Below are 17,154 nucleotides of genomic sequence, written 5' to 3'. Positions count from 1 at the left end.
ACGCGCCTTTTCGTCACGGCGAGCGGAAAGGGAATCTAAGGGACGTTCGCGTTTCGCGGAAAGCTCTTTCCACGTTCGACGCCGTTCGACTCGAACGCGTTCGACGATCAGGGTGTGTCGAACTCCGGGACGAGTGCGCGATCGAACCCGACAACGCGCGGGCTTCCTGTCATCGTGAGCCGCAGCCGGGAGTGGACGTTCGCGCTCGACGTGCCCACGTGGAGCTCGACGTCACCGGGGTCGACCTGGCGCTGATACGTCCGTCCTGTGTAGGCGGTGAGGTCGGCGTGCAGTTCAGCCGTGACGGTGCGGGTCTGGCCGGGGGCGAGGTCGACCTTCACCGCGCCGATCAACTGGCGGACGGGCCGCGCGACCTCGGCCACCGGATCGTGCAGATAGATCTGCACGACCTCACTGGTCGCGATCTCCATGTCGTTGCGCAGGACCACGTGCACGCGGCACGTGCCGTCGGTCGGCCACTCGCGCTCCTCGCAGCCCACCGCGACCCACGTGGCGGGCGCGTAGGAAAGTCCGTGACCGAACGGGAACAGCGGCGTCGGGTCGACCGTGCTCACCTCGCTGCGGGTGCCCAGCGTGGCCGCGAGGTAGGTGGACGGCTGGGAGGACCCGGCGCCGGGAAAGCCGACCGGGAGACGCCCGGACGGGTTGATCCGTCCACTCAGGACGCCCGCGAGCGCCGGACCGCCCTCCTCACCGGGGTAGAAGCCGCACACGACGGCGGCGAGCCGGTCGATCTGCCGGGAGATGTCGTAGGGACGGCCGGACAGCAGCACGAGCACGACCGGCATGCCGGTGCCGAGCACGGCCTCCAGCAGCTCTTCCTGGCGTCCTGGCAGCTTCAGGTCCGGAATGTCGCAGCCCTCGCCGGACGTGCCCTTGCCGAACAGCCCCGCCTGGTCACCGAGCACCACGACGCACACCTCGGACAGCCGTGCGGTGGCGACGGCTTCGGCGATCTCGTCGTCGGTGCCGCCGAGCACCGGACAACCACGTGCGAAGACGACGTCGTGCTCGGCGCGCAACGCGTCCAGCACGGTCGGCACCTCGACACCCATCGGCACGTCCGGGTGGTGCACGCCGACGTGCAGCGGGAAGGAGTAGCAGCCCATCATGGCGCCGGGCTCGTCCGCGCGGGGACCGATGACCGCCAGGCGCTTGCCCGTCAGCGGCAGCACGCCGTCGTTGTGCAGCAACACGATCGAGCGCTCGGCGATCTCACGGGCGAGCGCGCGCGACTCGGGGTCGTCGAGGTCGACGCCCGCCTCGGGAACGGGGGAGTGGCCGGGGTCGAGCAGGCCGAGGTCGCACTTCTGCGTCAGCACGCGGGTCAGCGCCCGGTCGACGAGCGCCTGGTCCACCCGGCCGGAGCCGAGGCCCGCCAGCAGTGGCTCGCCGTAACAGTCCACAGTGGGCAGTTCGACGTCGATGCCCGCGGTCAGCGCCTGCGCCGCCGCGTCCTCCCGGTCGGCCGCGACACCGTGGAGCTTGTGCAGGAACGCCACCGAGAAGTAGTCGGCGACCACGGTGCCGGTGAACCCGTACTCGTCGCGAAGCCGTTCGGTGAGCATCGTCTGGTCGGCGGCGACCGGCACACCGTCGTTGTCCGCGTAGGAGTTCATCACCGACCGGGCACCGGCGCGCAGTGCCATCTCGAACGGCGGCAGCAGCACGTCGGCCAGTTCGCGCGGCCCGATGGGGACCGGCGCGAGGTTGCGTCCCGCACGGGAAGCCGAGTACCCGGCGAAGTGCTTGAGGGTGGCCACAACGCCCGCCGACTCCAGGCCCGCGACGTACGCGGAGCCGATGAGCCCGACCAGGTGCGGGTCCTCGCCGATGGTCTCCTCGACCCGGCCCCACCGCAGGTCCCTCGCGACGTCGAGGACGGGCGCCAGGCCCTGGTGCACGCCGAGGCGGCGCATCGACTCGCCGAACTTCGCGGCCATGCGCCGGATGAGATCGGGTTCGAAGGTCGCGCCCCAGCACAGCGGCGACGGGTACACGGTCGCCTGCCACGCGGCCAGCCCGGTCAGGCACTCCTCGTGCACCATCGCGGGAATCCCGAACCGGCTGGCCTCGACGATCTTGCGCTGGGTGCGGGCGAGGCTGTGCGCGCCGACCTCGGGCGCGACGGGCCGGGTGCCGAACACGCGGGTGAGCTGGCCGATGCCGTGCCTGGTCAGCTCGTCGAAGTCGTGCGGTGTCACGGCGAACTCGTGCTGGTGCGGTGCCATCTCCCCGGCGGCGTCGATCCCGGTCCAGACGCCCTGCAGTTGCGCGATCTTCTCTTGCTGCGTCATCCGCGCGACGAGATCGCGCACGCGCCGGGCCGTGGACAGGCGAGGGTCGCGCCAGGGCTCGTCCGGCGCCGTGGTCTCCGTTGTCATGACAACCTCGCGGTCGACCGCCGGATCACCAGATCGGTGCCGAGGGTGATGTGGGTTTCGTCCGGCATCTCGCCGTCGATCAGCTTGACCAGCAACGTGATCGCGCGTCGTCCCATCTCGCGGATCGGCTGCTGCACGGTGGTGAGCGGTGGGCTGCACAGCGCGGACTCGGGGATGTTGTCGAAGCCGACGACCGAAAGATCGTCGGGTACCCGCAGGCCGAGTTCGAGAGCCGTCTCGATGGTGGCGATGGCGCTGATGTCGTTGGCCGCGAACACAGCCGTGGGTCGGTCCAGGCCCTTCAGCAGCTCGTGCGCCGACCTGGCGGCGATGTCGTGGTCGTAGTCACCGCGCAGGATCAGGTCCTCGTGCACCGGGACGCCCGCGGCGGCGAGTGCGCGCCGGTAGCCGGTTTCCCTCTGCTGGGCGGACTTCAGGTCCTCACGGCCGGTGAGCAGCGCGATCCGGCGGTGACCGAGGGAGAGCAGGTGCTCGGTGGCCAGCTGCCCGCCGTGCAGGTTGTCGGAGTCGACGGTCGGCAGCGGTGAGCGGCCGGTGTGCGGGTCGACGGCGACGACCGGCGTGCCGGGCAGGCCTTCGAGGTCGACGGCGGGGGTGACCAGCACGGCCCCGTCGACCAGGGTGCCGCTCAACCGGGTCAGGTAGCGCCGCTCCCAGCCCTGCGGGTCACCCGTGCGGCCGCCCGCCGAGTAGACGACGAGCTCGAACCCGGTGCCGCGGATCGCGTCCGCCGCGCCCTTGAGCAGTTCGGTGCTGAACGGCTCGATGTCGGCGACCAGGATCCCGATCACGTTGGTGCGGTGGTTGCGCAGGCTTTGCGCGACCAGGCTCGCCTCGTAGCCCAGTTCCTCGATCACGGTCGTGACCCGCGCGAACGTCTCCGCGGCGACGCCGTAGCGGTTGTTGAGGACCTTGGACACGGTGGCGACCGAGACGCCGGCCGCGGCGGCGACGTCCCTGATCGTGACGCGAGAGCTTGGGGGCACCGGCCCAGGCTAGCCGTGTAAAACGTTATCGACAACGATTGACACGACCCCGGCCTGCACGAGAGTCTCTGGCCCCGACACGCAGTCCAACTCGGCCGAAGTCGTCAGGAGTGGACCCCGATGCGTTCAAAGATGCCCCTTGCCCTCTTCGCCGCGGCGACGCTCGCGCTGGCGGCGTGCAGCGGTGGCGGTGATGCCTCCACCGACGGCCCGGTCACCCTCACGTGGTGGCACAACCGGACCACCGAGCCGATGAAGTCGGTGTGGCAGAAGATCGCCGACGACTACCACCAGGCACATCAGGACGTCTCGTTCACGGTCGAGCCGATCCAGAACGAGCAGTTCCAGACCAAGGTCCCGCTCGCGCTGCAGTCCTCCACGCCACCGGACCTGTTCCAGCAGTGGGGTGGTGGTCAGCTCGCCGACCAGATCCGCTCCGGCAAGATCGCCGAGATCGCTCCGGCGTCGCTCGGCGAGTACGGCAAGGGCTGGCAGGTCGGCGGCAAGCAGTACGGCCTGCCGTACCAGATGCACGCGGTCGGCTTCTGGTACCGCAAGGACCTTTTCGCGGCAGCCGGTATCACCTCGCCACCATCCACTTTGGACGAGCTCAACACCGCGGTGGCGAAGCTTCGGGCCGCCGGGCAGACGCCGATCGCGATCGGTGGCAAGGACCGCTGGCCGGACGCGTTCTACTGGGGCTACTTCGCGGTCCGGCAGTGCTCGGTGGACGCGCTGAAGAACGCCGTCGCCAAGACCGAGCTCACGGATCCGTGCTTCACCAAGGCGGGGGAGAACCTCAAGGCGTTCCTCGACACCAAGCCGTTCCAGGACGGGTTCGTCGGCACGCCCGCGCAGCAGGGTGCGGGCAGCTCGGCCGGTCTGCTCGCGAACGGCAAGGCGGCCATGGAGCTGCAGGGCGACTGGCAACCGGACGTGATGACCGCGCTCACCGAGGACAAGCAGCTCGACTCGAAGCTCGGCTGGTTCCCGTTCCCCGCGGTGCCCGGTGGGCAGGGGGATCCGAGCGTGCTGCTGGGTGGTGGTGACGGGTTCTCCTGCACGACCCGCGCTGCCAAGGCGTGCGAGGGATTCCTGCAGCACCTGGTGAGCGAGGAAGTGCAGAAGAAGCTCGCCGCGACCGGATCCGGCCTGCCCGTGCACCCCGCGGCCGTGGCGTCGCTGAAGACCGAGACGCACAAGACGATCTCCGAGCACATGGGCAAGGCCAAGCACCTGCAGTTCTACTTCGACACCGCGTTCCCGACCAACGTCGGCCAGGCGCTGAACGACGCGATCGCGAACTTCTTCGCCGGTCAGGGTGATCCGAGCACGATCGTGCAGTCGGTGAGCAAAGCAGCCGCCGGGAACAAGTGATGAGCACCGCGGTGACCACGCGGCCGGAGACCGCCCCCGCGCCGCACGCGCCCGCGGCCGGGGGCACCCGCCGGCGGTCGCGGCGGCGGGTGCGGTTCGAGCTCGCGTTGCTGCTGGCTCCAGGCCTGGTGTTGTTCGCCGGGTTCGTGCTGGTGCCGATCGGCGTGGCCGGGTTCTACAGCCTGTACTCGTGGAACGGGTTCGGCCCGCTGACGGATTTCGTCGGTCTGCAGAACTACGTGGAGGCCCTGTCCGGCAAGGTGTTCCAGGGCGCGATCGGGCACAACCTGATCATCGCTGCGTTGTCGATCGTGGTGCAGCTGCCGTTGAGCATCGCTTTGGCGTTGCTGCTCAACCGGAAGCTGCGCGGCCGGACGTTCCTGAGGATGGTGGTCTTCGCGCCGTACGTGCTCTCCGAGGCCGTGACCGCCGTGATCTGGCTGCTGATGCTGCAACCAGGCGGGTTCGTCGACTCGCTGCTGCGGTTCTTCGGTCTGGGCTGGCTGGTGCAGCAGTGGCTCGCTGATCCGGCCATCGTGCTCTACACGTTGTTCGTCGTGATCACGTGGAAGTACATCGGGTTCGGCGTGATCCTGCTGCTCGCGGGGTTGCAGGGCGTTCCGGTCGAGCTGCGTGAGGCCGCCGCGCTGGACGGCGCGTCGAGCTGGCAGATCACCCGCAACGTCGTGCTGCCGTTGCTGGGCCCGACGATCCGGGTCTGGATCTTCCTGTCGGTGATCGGGTCGCTGCAGCTGTTCGACCTGGTCTGGATCATGACGCTGGGCGGTCCGGCGAACGCGTCCACGACGATGGCGACCTACCTGGTCGACCACGGTTTCAAGCGCTACGAGTTCGGGTTCGGCAGCGCGGTCGCGGTGATCCTGTTCATCGTGTGCTTCCTGTTCGCGTTGCTGTACCAGAGGTTCGCCCTGCGCCGGGACACCGAAGGAGCGATCGGCTGATGCGCCGCAACGCCGTTGGGTACCTCGCCGCGTTCCTGGTGGTCGGCGTGACGGTGGTGCCGCTGCTGTTCGTGGTGCTGGGCGGGTTCCGGACGACCGCGCAGATCAACTCCTCGCCGGCCGGGCTGCCGGGCCCCTGGGTGTGGGAGAACTACCGTTCGGTGCTGGCCGCACCGGAGTTCTGGCGGTTGCTGGGCAACAGCACGTTGATCGCGGTGATCGCCACCGTCCTGGCCGTGGTGTTCGGCTCGATGGCCGCGTTCGCGTTGTCGCGTTATGAGTTCAAGGGCCGCGAGTCGGTCTACACGTTGTTCACGCTGGGTCTGCTGTTCCCCATCGGCGTCGCCACGCTGCCGCTGTACCTGTGGCTGCGCCAGCTGGGGTTGCTGGAAAACCCTCTCGGGGTCGCGATCCCCGAGGCGGCGTTCTCGCTGCCGGTCACGATCGTGATCCTGCGCCCGTTCATGCGGGCGATCCCGTCCGAACTCGAGGACGCGGCGCTGCTCGACGGCGCGGCGAAGCTCGGGTTCTTCTGGCGGATCCTGCTGCCGCTGTCCCGTCCCGCGCTGATCACGGTGTCCGTGCTCGCGTTCGTCACCAGTTGGAACTTCTACCTGCTGCCGCTGCTCGTCTTCAACGACTCCGCCCATTTCACACTGCCGCTGGGCGTGGCGATGTTCCAGTCGGAGCACACCCAGGACACCGCGAAGGTGCTGGCCTTCACCGCGTTGTCCATGCTTCCGGCTCTCGCGTTCTTCGTGCTCGCCGAACGACGGATGGTCGGCGGGCTCACCGGTTCGGTGAAAGGATGAGAGATGTTCGCACGATTAGCAGTGGCAGTGACGGCATTGCTGTTGGTGCCGGTGGTTCCGGCATCGGCCGCGGGTCCGTTGAAGGACATCACCACCAGGTACGTGGGCAGCGCGGTGGCCGCCCAACACCTGAACAGCGAAGCGGACTACCGGTCCGTGCTGACGCGGGAGTTCGACAGCGTCACGCCGGAGAACGAGATGAAGTGGGCCGTGGTCGAACCGAACCGCGGCCAGTTCAACTGGTCCGGCGCGGACGCGATCGTGAACTACGCGCAGCAGAACGGGAAGTCCGTCCGCGGCCACACGCTGGTGTGGCACAGCCAGTACCCGGGCTGGCTGAACAACCTCGGTGGCGGCGAGCTGCGCAGCGTGGTCCAGCAGCACATCAACACGGAGATGGGCCGGTACCGCGGCCGGATCCGCGCGTGGGACGTCGTCAACGAGATGTTCAACGAGGACGGTTCACGCCGGCAGTCGATCTTCCAGCAGCGGCTCGGTGACTCGTACGTCGCGGACGCCTTCCGCTGGGCCCGCGCCGCCGACCCGTCGGCGAAGCTCTACATCAACGACTACAACACCGAGGGCATCAACGCCAAGAGCAACGCCCTCTACAACCTCGTGCGCACGTTGAAACAACAAGGTGTGCCGATCGACGGCGTCGGCATCCAGACGCACCTGTCGACGCAGTACGGGTTCCCGACGAGCCTGCGGCAGAACATCGAGCGGCTCGCCGCTCTCGGCGTCGACATCGCGATCACCGAGGCCGACGTCCGCATCCCGCTGCCGGCCGACTCGGGGAAGCTGAACACGCAGGCGAACTACTACAAGCAGATCTGGGACGCCTGTCACGCGGTCTCGCGGTGCGTGGAGTTCACCACGTGGGGGTTCACCGACCGCCACTCGTGGGTGCCCGGCACGTTCCCCGGTGAAGGTGCGGCCTGTCTGTACGACACGAACCTGAGGCCGAAGCCCGCCTACACGAGGATCAACCCGTGACGTCTCAGCGGGGGAACTCGAAGATCGTCTCCTGGTGGTAGACGTCACCCGGTCGCAACACGGTGCTGGGGAAGTCCGGACGGTTCGGTGAGTCCGGGAAGTGCTGTGCCTCCAGCGCGAAACCCGCGCCGGGCGTCGGTGTGAGGAAGTTGCCGGCGTAGAACTGCAGGCCGGGTTCAGTGGTCCACATGAACAGCGTGCGCCCGGACACCGGGTCGTGCGCGACGGCCGCCGGGCCGGTCCCGTTGAGCACCCAGTTGTGGTCGAACCCGTGCTCGATCGGCCTGGCCCGGCGGAAGTCGAACGCGGTGCCCTCGACCGCCTTGGGGGCACCGAGCGGGATCAGCGTGTCGTCGACCGGGCAGTAGTGGTCGGCGTTGATCAGCAGCGAGTGGCCGTAGACGTCGCCGCTGCCGGCCAGGTTCCAGTACGTGTGGTTGGTCAGGTTGAGCACAGTGGGCGCGTCTGTGGTCGCCCGGTAGGTGATGATCAGCCGCTTTCGTTCCAGGCGGTAGGTCACGGAGGTGGTGACGGTGCCGGGGAAGCCCTGGTCGCCGTCCGGGCTGACCAGCTCCAGCCGGACACCGACGCTGCCGGCGTCGTGCAGCTCGGTGGCCGACCACACCCGCGTGTCGAACCCGGCGGGCCCGCCGTGCAGGCAATGAGGGCCGTCGTTGAGCGGCAGCGTGTGCTCGACGCCGTCCAGGGTGAACCGGCCGCCGGCGATCCTGTTGGCACATCTGCCGATCACCGCGCCGAAGAACACCCTGGACGCGCCGGGCCGGTTGTTCGCCACGTACTCGTCGAGCGTCGGGTAGCCGAGCACGACGTTGGCCGGGACGCCCTGCGAGTCCGGCGCCTCCAGGGACTGGATGACCGCGCCGTAGTCGAGCACGCGCACGGTGAGGGCGCCGGGCCAGGACAGGACGTACCGGTGCACGTCCGTGTCACCGAGCCGGCCGAAGAGCTCCCGGCCGAGCTCGGGTACACGCTGGGACATCGAACTCCTAGTGGTAGTTCCGGCAGTTCGGCCGGATCCGTTGCGGTTTCACGCTTTCCAGCGTCGGGACGACCGGGGCGATCGTGCCGTCGCGGTTGAACACGAGCTTGTCGATCGTGGTCTCGCGGTTCATGCCGTCACCGCCGGGGATGGCGAAGCGGTGGTAGACGAGGTACCAGTCGTCGGTGCCGGGCACCTGGAGCATCGAGCTGTGCCCCGGGCCCTTGATGCCGAGCTTCAGATCCTTGCTCAGGATCAGGCCGCGGTTCGTGAACGGGCCGGTCGGACTGGGCGCGGTCGCGTAGGCGACGCGGTAGTCCTCGCTGCGCGTGTCGTCGACCGACCAGCTCAGGTAGTAGGTGCCCTTGCGCTCCACCATGAACAGGCCTTCGCGGAAGTCGGTCAGGCCGGTCAGCCGGGTGATGCGCGCCGGGTCGTACGACACCATGTCGTTGTTGAGCGGCACGACGTACGCCTCGCCGTTGCCCCAGTACAGGTACGGCTGGCCCGACTTGTCGATGAACACGGCCGGGTCGATGGCCTGGCCACCACCGGGGTTGCGGGCGATCAGCGGCTGGCCGGAGTCGACGAACGGGCCGGTCGGCGAGTCCGACACCGCGACGCCGATCTTGGCGTCGGCGCAGAAGTAGAAGTAGTACTTGCCGTTGCGCTCGGTGATCGTCGGCGCCCAGGCCCGGCTGTCGGCCCAGCTCACGTCGGGGCCGAGGTCGAGGATGACGCCCTCGTCCTTCCAGTCCACCAGGTTCTTCGACGACCAGGCGGAGAACTTCGTGCCGCTCCAGCCGGGGAAGCCGTCGGTGGTCGGGTAGATGTAGTAGGTGTCGCCGAACGCGACGATGTTCGGGTCGGCGTTGAGCCCAGGCAGCACCGGGCTGCGCATCTCGCGGGCCTCGACCGTCCATTCGCGACGGTCACCGGAGGTGTTGGTGACGGTGAACTTGCGCGGCTTGCTCAGGTCGACCGTGCCACCGGGCTTGATGGTCGACCCTGGCGCGAGTCCGAACCGGGGTGTGAGCCGGCGCAGGTCGGTGCCGGGCTTGACGGGCAGCACGACGGTGCCGGCACCGGAGTCGATCACCGCGGGCACCTTGAGCGACGCGAGCTCGACCGAGGTGATCACGGTGCTGTTCGACGGCAGCGCGGCGACCTCGGCCCCTGACAGCGCGCGGTTGTAGAGCCGGACGTCCTTCATCTTGCCGGTCAGGGTCCTGTCGGCGGCGTAGACCGAGCGGCCCAGGTAGTTCGCCGCCGTGATGCCGCCGCCGATGTCGGACGGCTTGATCGTCGCGTTGGTGTTGCGGCCGACCTCTCTGCCGTCGAGGTAGAGCACTTCCACGCCGTTGCCGACGGTCAGCGTGACGTTCTTCCACACACCGCGTGCCAGCGCGCTGCCGGAGTCGACGCCCTGCTCGGTGGTCCAGTTCCCGGTGGCGATGGCGCCGCGGTAGTTGTTGCCGGTGCTGAAGAGGTAGCCGTTGCCGACACCGTTCGGCGCGGTGTTGCCGAACCCGTAGAGGAAGTACGGCGTCTGCTGGTTCGCGTCGACGAGCACGTCGGCGGAGACGGTCACGGCCGAGGCGCCGGTCAGCATGTTGTTCGGCAGCTGGACGTGCCCGGTGCGGCCGCCGAACTGCAGCGCACCGCCGGACCAGCTCACGTCACCGGCGAGCGCGCCGTCGTAGCCGTGGCCCGTGGCGTCCTTGGCGACCTGTCCAGACGTGGCGTTGAGCGGCCAGTGCGCGACGAGGCCCTTGCTGTCCGCGCGAACCGGCGCCGGGGGAGCGGTCAGGCGGTTGAGCTCGGCCTGCGTCACCGGCAGAACCGTGCCGTGGCGCGGGGAAGCGGGGAGCCTGGCACCGGTCGACATGGTCCACTTGCCGGACGCGAGATCGGTCGTCTCGAACGGCACGTAGCCGCGGCCGCCGTACTCGTCGATGAAGAGGTACCACTTGTTCTCGGTGTTGGACTTGAACCCGGTCGGGCCCTCACCGGCGTTGAGCCCTGGGCTGGTGGAGGTGGCCTTGCCGATGCACTCCGCCACGAAGTCGTACTTCAGGTCAAGCAGATCGGCCGACTTCTCGGCGGTGATGTACTTGCTGCACGGCGAGGACGACGAGTTGTTCCGCTCGTCCTTGGTGTAGCGGTAGTAGGTCCCGTTGTGCTCGATGACCGTCGAGTCGATCACGGAGTAACCGGGGTCGATCCACACCTTCGGCGCGCTGAATGTCACGAAGTCACGCGTGGTCGCGTACATCATGCGGTTGTAGCTGTTGCCGGTGTGACCGGGATCGTTCTCGGCGTACAGCTTCGACGCCCAGTAGACGACATAGGTGCCGCGCTTGGCGTCCCAGTGGGCTTCCGGGGCCCAGGTGTTGCCCGCGGTCGGCGGCGAGACCTGGACGCTGCGCTGACGCGACCAGTTCCTCAGGTCCGTCGACTCCCAGACCATGATCGACCGGCTGCCGGTGCGCTGCGCCGCGTCCCAGCCGTTGCCGCCGTTGATCTTCAGATCCGTTGCCAGCAGGTAGAACTTGTCGCCTTCGGGGGAGCGGAGGATGAACGGGTCGCGCACGCCGAGTTCGCCGAGGCTGGACTTGAGGATCGGCTGGCCGTTGTTGAGCTCGGTGAAGTTCAGCGGGTTGTTGCCGTTGCTGGCGGCGGCGTAGATCTGCTCGCCGTTCGGGCTGCCTTCGCCGGTGAAGTAGAAGAAGCTGTAGCCCGCCAACGGTTCCTTGGCCGGCAGGGGCGCGACCGTGGCCGTCAGCCTGCGGGTCGTGCTCTGGTATCCGCGACTGACCTTGGCCGTCAGCACGACCTTGGCCGGTTTCGTGCCGGTGGCCGGGCGGGTGACCTCGCCGGTCGGGGTGATCACCGAGCGGTTCGACGACGTCCACGTGATTGTGGTGTCGTTCGTTCCGCTGGTGGGCAGGGTCAGGTGTCCGCGGACGTCATCGATGTTCGGCACGGACAACGCTTCGGCCGCGGTCTTCACCACCGACTCGGCCGCGTTGGCGGGGACTGGTAAGAGGGCGGCCGCCACCGCCACAACGACGCCGAAATGGCGCAGGGATAACAACATCGTTGTTGTCTGCCTTTCGGATAAAGGGAGAAGATCAGGCCCTTCGTTTGGTCCACACGTCGTAAGCGACCGCCGCGAGCAGGACCAGGCCCTTGACGAGCATCACGCGTTCACTGGGCGCGCCGATGAGCGACATCCCGTTGTTGATCACACCCATGATCAGGCCGCCGGTGATGGCGCCGACGACCTTGCCGACACCGCCCTGCACGGCGGCACCACCGATGAACGCCGCCGCGATGGCGTCCAGCTCGAACGCGGTGCCCGCGGTCGGCCCGGCCTGGTTGAGCCGGCCCGCGAAGATCACGCCGGCGAGCCCCGCCAGCGCGCCCATGTTCACGAACACCCAGAACGTGACGGCCTTGACCTTCACGCCGGACAGCGTGGCGGCCTGCAGGTTGCCGCCGATCGAGTAGATGTGCCGGCCGAACACGGAGTTGTTGGCCATCAGCGAATAGCCGAGCGCCAGCGCCGCGAGCAGCACCAGCACCCACGGCAGGTTGCGGAACCTGGCCAGCTGCACCACGACCGCCATCACGACGACCGCCAAGCCGACGATCTTGAGGACGAACACCGGCATCGGGTCGACGGTCTGGCCGTACCCGAGCCGGGCCGCGCGCTTGCGCCACTGCGACAGCGCGAACCCGGCCACGCAGGCCAGACCTGCCAGCAGGCTCACCAGGTCGGCGCCGCCGAGCGGTCCGAGCCCGATGTTGCCGAGGTAGCCGCCGGTGAAACCGTTGGCCAGGGACCGGATCTCGTCCGGGAACGGCCCGATGCCCTGGTTTCCCAGCGTGGTCAGGGTGAGCGCGCGGAACACCAGCATGCCCGCCAGCGTCACGATGAACGCCGGGATGCCGAAGTACGCGATCCAGTAGCCTTGCGCCGCACCGATGACCGCGCCGGCCAACAGGGTCAGCAGCACTGCAACCGGCCAGGGGAGTCCCCATTGGACGGTCAGCACCGCGCAGATCGCACCCGTCAGCGCCACCGTCGAGCCCACCGACAGGTCGATGTGCCCGTTGATGATCACGAGGATCATGCCGATGGCGAGGATCAGCACGTACGAGTTCTGCACGATGATGTTGGAGATGTTCTGCGGCTGCAGCAGAGCCCCGTCGGTCAGGAACGCGAAGAGCACGACGATCAGGGCGAACGCCACGTAGATGCCGGACTGCCGCAGGTTGATCGTCATCAGTTCTGTCCTCGTGTCATGTACTGCATCAGGCTTTCCTGCGTGGCGTCCGCGCGGTCGGCCTCACCGGTGATCCGCCCTTCGGACAACGCGTAGATCCGGTCGCACAGGCCGAGCAGCTCGGGAAGCTCGGAGGAGATCACCAGCACCGCCCTGCCCTGGGCCGCGAGGTCGTTGATGATCGAGTAGATCTCGTACTTCGCGCCGACGTCGATGCCGCGCGTGGGCTCGTCGAGGATCAGCACGTCCGGGTCGGTGAACATCCACTTGGCCAGCACGACCTTCTGCTGGTTGCCGCCGGACAGCGTGCCCACCTGGGTCGACACGGCCGGGGTGCGGATGCTCATGGAGCGCCGGAACCGTTCCGCGACCGAGAACTCCTCGTTCTCGTTCACCCAGCCTTTCCTGGAGAGCTTGTCCAGCGCCGCCGCGGAGACGTTGCGCTGCACGCCCTCGATCAGGTTGAGCCCGTACCGCTTGCGATCCTCGCTGACGTACGCGAGCCCGTTGCGGATCGCCGACTGCACGGTGCGGGTGTCGATCTCCACACCGTCCTTGAGGACCCGGCCGGAGATGCCGACGCCGTAGGACCGCCCGAACACGCTCATCGCGAGCTCCGTGCGGCCCGCGCCCATCAGCCCGGCGAGGCCGACGATCTCGCCACGCCTGATGGACAGCGTGGCGTTGTCGACGACGACCCGGTCGGGCTGGGCCGGGCTGTGCACCGTCCAGTCCTCGATGCGCAGGACCTCGTCGCCGATGTCCGGGGTGCGCGGTGGGAACCGGTGTTCCAGGTCGCGCCCGACCATGCCGGCGATGATCCGTTCCTCGCTCAGGCCTTTCGCCGGAAGCGTTTCGATGGTCTTGCCGTCGCGCAGAACCGTGACGGTGTCCGCGATCCTGGTGACCTCGTTGAGCTTGTGCGAGATGATCACCGAGGTGATGCCCTCCGCGCGCAGCCCGTCGAGCAGATCGAGCAGGTGCTGCGAGTCGTCGTCGTTGAGCGCCGCCGTCGGCTCGTCGAGGATCAGCAGACTGACCTCTTTGGACAGTGCCTTGGCGATCTCGACCAGCTGCTGCTTGCCGACGCCCAGGTCGTTGACCGGCGTCGTGGGGTTCTCCCGGAGCCCCACGCGGTCGAGCAACGCCTGAGCCTCGTGGTTGGTGCGGTTCCAGTCGATGAACCCGCGCCGCGCCCTTTCGTTGCCCAGGAACAGGTTCTCCGCGACCGAGAGCTGACCGCACAGCGCCAGCTCCTGGTGGATGATCACGATGCCGCGCCGCTCGCTGTCGCGCACACCGTGGAACGCGCACGGTTCGCCGTCGAAGACGATCTCGCCGTCGTACGTGCCGTGCGGGTGCACCCCGGACAGCACCTTCATCAGCGTGGACTTGCCGGCGCCGTTCTCTCCGCAGATCGCGTGGATCTCACCGCGCCGCACGCTCAACGAGACGTCGTGCAGCGCGGTGACGCCCGCGAACCTCTTGGTGATGCCGCGCATCACCAGGATTTCGTCGGACACCTCGTGTTACCTGATCTGGTCGGCGGTGTAGTAGCCGGTGTCGATCAGTTCCTTCTGGTAGTTCGCCTTGTCGACGGTGACGGGCTGCAACAGGTACGACGGCACGACCTTGACGCCGTTGTCGTAGTCCTTGGTGTTGTTGACCTCGGGCTTGCCGCCCTTGAGCGCGGCGTCGGCCATCGTGACCGTGACGTCGGCGAGCTTGCGGGTGTCCTTGTGGATCGTCGAGTACTGCTCACCGGCGATGATCGACTTCACCGACGCGACCTCGGCGTCCTGCCCGGTCACGATCGGGTAGGGCTGGCCGGCGGTGCCGTAGCCGCTGCTCTTCAACGCCGACAGGATGCCGATCGACAGGCCGTCGTACGGGGACAGCACGCCGTCGACCTTGGCGCCACCGTAGGTCGAGGTGAGCAGGTCCTCCATGCGCTTCTGCGCGGTGGCCGGCTCCCAGCGCAGGATCGCGACGGTCTTGAAGTCCTTCTGGCCGGACTTCACGGTCAGCTTGCCCTGGTCGATCAACGGCTGGAGCACGGACATGGCGCCGTTGAAGAAGAACGTGGCGTTGTTGTCGTCCGGCGAGCCCGCGAACAGCTCGATGTTGAACGGCCCCTCGCCGCGCGTCTTCAGTCCTGCCAGGAGCGAGTTCGCCTGCTCCACACCGACCTTGAAGTTGTCGAACGTCGCGTAGTAGTCGACGTTCGGGCTCTGCCGGATCAACCGGTCGTAGGCGATGACCGGGATCTTCGCGTCTGCGGCCTGCTGCAGCTGCGACGTGATCGCGGTGCCGTCGATCGAGGCGACGATCAGGAGCTTGGCGCCCTTGGTGATCTGGTTCTCGATCTGGTTCGCCTGGGTGGGGATGTCGTTCTCGGCGTACTGGAGGTCGACCTTGTAGCCCTTGGCCTCCAGAGCCTTCTTGATGTTGTCGCCGTCGTGGATCCACCGTTCCGACGACCGGGTCGGCATGGTCACGCCCACCAGTGCGCCCTCACTCGACCCGCTCTGCTGGTCGATCGTCTTCTCCGCCGAACCGCAGGCGGTGAGGCTGAGGGTGAGCGCAGCCGCGGCCGCGATCTGGGGAAACCTCATTGGTTCTCCTCGGTGTCCGGAAACGCTGCGGCACGAGTGCCACAGGCGGCGAGTGTTATCGCTAACATCTCCGTCGTCAAGACTGGTGAGGAGCCGAAACCAAATTGATGTTAGCGCTCACAGATCGGTAGCGTTCGTCTGCTACTGAGCTGAACGCCGGGCACCCGTCCCGGTTCAGTGTCTCCCCCGTTCGGGGGCAATCGAGTGCGCCTGCAATTTGAAGATGGCAACCTGATCCTCATGTCGCCGCCAGAACCCGACTGCGACCTGTGTGAGGACACGGGCACGATGACCTGGCAGCAGCCGATGGCCGGCCCCGACGGCCGGTGGTCGCTGAGTCAGGTCGAACACCCGTGCGTCAACGGTTGTTCGGGTTGGTGGCAGCTCCCCGCCGCCGAACGCGCGGGTGTGCTGGAGCCCGGCACCGGGATCTGCGCGGGCGGCAACGTCGCGCAGGCGAACCTGCAGCAGCGCACCGACTGGTCACGGGATCTCCGTCCACCCGAGCTGTAAGACGCGCGGAGTGTTTTGACGCCGTGAGCTGGAACGATCACGATGTCGAGGTGACACGACGGTCTTCCGGCACCCCGAGCATCCGCGACGTCGCGGCCGCGGCCGGCGTCTCGTACCAGACGGTGTCGCGCGTGCTGAACGACTCGCCGAGGGTGAACCCCGATACCCGGCGGCAGGTTCTCGATGCGATCGAACGGCTCGGCTACCGGCCCAACCGGGCGGCACGCGCGCTCGGTTCGGGGCAGTCGAGCACCGTCACGGTGGTCACCTCCAACACCACGTTGTACGGCTACGCCTCGACCCTGCAGGGCATCGAGGAGGCGGCGCGGGCGGCCGGGTTCGCCGTCGGTGTCCGTGTGGTGGAGTCAGACGCCCCGGCGGATGTCCGGTGTGCGGTCGAGCATGTGAGCGATCACAACGCGGGCGGAGTCGTGGTGATCGCGTTCGACTCCGCGGGTGCGGCGGTGTTGAGGGCTCTGCCCGCGCACGTGCCCGCGGTGGCCGCCACCGAGGCGGGTGGGTTGGCGGGCAGCACCCGTTCGGTGGTCTTCCTGGACGAACGGCAGGCGGCCGAGGACGCGACACGCCATCTGCTGGACCTGGGTCACCGCACGGTGCACCACGTCGCGATCCCTTCGGAGACCGGTGCGAGCGCGCGTCAGCGGGGATGGCGGGCCGCGCTCGAAGCGTCCGGTGCGCCGGTGTGCGAGGTGCTGCCGGTCGGGTGGGACATCCGGTCGGCCTACCTGGCGGGACTGCGATTGGCGGCGGATCCGCAGGTCACGGCGGTGTTGTGCGGTAACGACGACACCGCGCTCGCGGTCCGCCGCGCGCTGCACGAGGCGGGCAAGGACGTGCCGCGGGACGTGAGCATCGTCGGGTTCGACGACGTTCCGGGTGCGGCGTACTGGACGCCCGCGCTGACCACCGTGCGGATGGACTTCGTGGCACTCGGGCGGGCCTGTCTCGCGGCGATCACCGCCGAGCTGGCGGGTGAACCGCGGAAGGTGACGGTCCTCGCGCCGCCGGCCCTGGTCGTCCGCGAGTCGACTGCGCGAGCCCGCACTCGCCCGTAACGACTGGGTAACACGCTCTTCTCACCCGACAGTGTTAGCGCTCACACTACTCGGCATTCAGCAGCCGTGTGACCGGTCACACGGCTGGTCGGAGGAGAT

General features: G+C 68.0%; 13 protein-coding genes. 6 read left to right on the top strand and 7 right to left on the bottom strand.

Features of this window, described 5'->3' with window-relative positions; all coding sequences use genetic code 11:
• Window positions 1–107 precede the first annotated feature (107 nt).
• Both LFM09_RS10325 and LFM09_RS10320 read right to left on the bottom strand, forming a co-directional pair.
• Window positions 108–2,405 carry a beta-glucosidase family protein gene (locus tag LFM09_RS10325; protein WP_414096116.1) on the bottom strand — a complete coding sequence of 766 codons (2,298 nt, stop codon included), beginning with the start codon at window positions 2,403–2,405 and terminating at the stop codon, window positions 108–110.
• A complete protein-coding gene (locus LFM09_RS10320) occupies window positions 2,402–3,412 on the bottom strand; it encodes a LacI family DNA-binding transcriptional regulator (RefSeq protein ID WP_414096115.1) in 1,011 nt (336 codons plus the stop codon). The genes LFM09_RS10325 and LFM09_RS10320 overlap by 4 nt, the downstream gene beginning before the upstream one ends.
• Window positions 3,413–3,532: 120 nt before the next feature.
• Here LFM09_RS10320 and LFM09_RS10315 point away from each other — a divergent pair, with 120 nt between their 5' ends.
• From LFM09_RS10315 to LFM09_RS10300, 4 genes are read left to right on the top strand one after another with little or no spacing between them, the layout of a single operon-like run.
• Complete coding sequence (locus LFM09_RS10315) at window positions 3,533–4,789, top strand: ABC transporter substrate-binding protein (protein WP_414096114.1); 1,257 nt, start codon at window positions 3,533–3,535, stop codon at window positions 4,787–4,789.
• On the top strand, window positions 4,789–5,751 hold the full coding sequence (locus LFM09_RS10310) for a carbohydrate ABC transporter permease (protein WP_414096113.1): 963 nt from the start codon (window positions 4,789–4,791) through the stop codon (window positions 5,749–5,751). Before LFM09_RS10315 ends, LFM09_RS10310 begins: the two co-directional genes overlap by 1 nt.
• Window positions 5,751–6,563: a carbohydrate ABC transporter permease gene (locus LFM09_RS10305; protein WP_414096112.1), complete on the top strand. Its 813-nt coding sequence runs from the start codon at window positions 5,751–5,753 to the stop codon at window positions 6,561–6,563. The genes LFM09_RS10310 and LFM09_RS10305 overlap by 1 nt, the downstream gene beginning before the upstream one ends.
• A 3-nt stretch (window positions 6,564–6,566) precedes the next feature.
• Complete coding sequence (locus LFM09_RS10300) at window positions 6,567–7,559, top strand: endo-1,4-beta-xylanase (protein WP_414096111.1); 993 nt, start codon at window positions 6,567–6,569, stop codon at window positions 7,557–7,559.
• A gap of 4 nt (window positions 7,560–7,563) precedes the next feature.
• Here LFM09_RS10300 and LFM09_RS10295 read toward each other — a convergent pair whose 3' ends face one another.
• From LFM09_RS10295 to chvE, 5 genes are read right to left on the bottom strand one after another with little or no spacing between them, the layout of a single operon-like run.
• Window positions 7,564–8,559, bottom strand: a complete 996-nt coding sequence (locus LFM09_RS10295; RefSeq protein WP_414096110.1) for an aldose epimerase family protein — start codon at window positions 8,557–8,559, stop codon at window positions 7,564–7,566.
• Between the two features lie 7 nt (window positions 8,560–8,566).
• The gene (locus tag LFM09_RS10290) at window positions 8,567–11,659 is read right to left on the bottom strand and encodes a family 43 glycosylhydrolase (RefSeq protein WP_414096109.1); all 3,093 of its coding nucleotides are present in this window, start codon (window positions 11,657–11,659) and stop codon (window positions 8,567–8,569) included.
• Between the two features lie 34 nt (window positions 11,660–11,693).
• The gene (gene mmsB, locus LFM09_RS10285) at window positions 11,694–12,851 is read right to left on the bottom strand and encodes a multiple monosaccharide ABC transporter permease (protein WP_414096108.1); all 1,158 of its coding nucleotides are present in this window, start codon (window positions 12,849–12,851) and stop codon (window positions 11,694–11,696) included.
• Complete coding sequence (gene mmsA / locus LFM09_RS10280) at window positions 12,851–14,374, bottom strand: multiple monosaccharide ABC transporter ATP-binding protein (RefSeq protein ID WP_414096107.1); 1,524 nt, start codon at window positions 14,372–14,374, stop codon at window positions 12,851–12,853. The genes mmsB and mmsA overlap by 1 nt, the downstream gene beginning before the upstream one ends.
• A 6-nt stretch (window positions 14,375–14,380) precedes the next feature.
• On the bottom strand, window positions 14,381–15,466 hold the full coding sequence (chvE, locus tag LFM09_RS10275; protein ID WP_414096106.1) for a multiple monosaccharide ABC transporter substrate-binding protein: 1,086 nt from the start codon (window positions 15,464–15,466) through the stop codon (window positions 14,381–14,383).
• Window positions 15,467–15,706: 240 nt separating this feature from the next.
• Here chvE and LFM09_RS10270 point away from each other — a divergent pair, with 240 nt between their 5' ends.
• Together LFM09_RS10270 and LFM09_RS10265 are read left to right on the top strand one after the other, a co-directional pair.
• Window positions 15,707–15,979: a hypothetical protein gene (locus LFM09_RS10270; RefSeq protein WP_414096105.1), complete on the top strand. Its 273-nt coding sequence runs from the start codon at window positions 15,707–15,709 to the stop codon at window positions 15,977–15,979.
• 50 nt (window positions 15,980–16,029) lie between these two features.
• Window positions 16,030–17,055, top strand: coding sequence for a LacI family DNA-binding transcriptional regulator (locus LFM09_RS10265; RefSeq protein ID WP_414096104.1), 1,026 nt, complete (start codon window positions 16,030–16,032; stop codon window positions 17,053–17,055).
• Window positions 17,056–17,154 lie beyond the last annotated feature (99 nt).

Origin of the sequence: Lentzea alba, assembly GCF_047445655.1 — a bacterium.
Classification (GTDB): Bacteria; Actinomycetota; Actinomycetes; order Mycobacteriales; family Pseudonocardiaceae; genus Lentzea; species Lentzea alba_A.
Note: the sequence above shows the minus strand (reverse complement) of the source record. Positions and strands in the feature narration are given on the sequence as shown.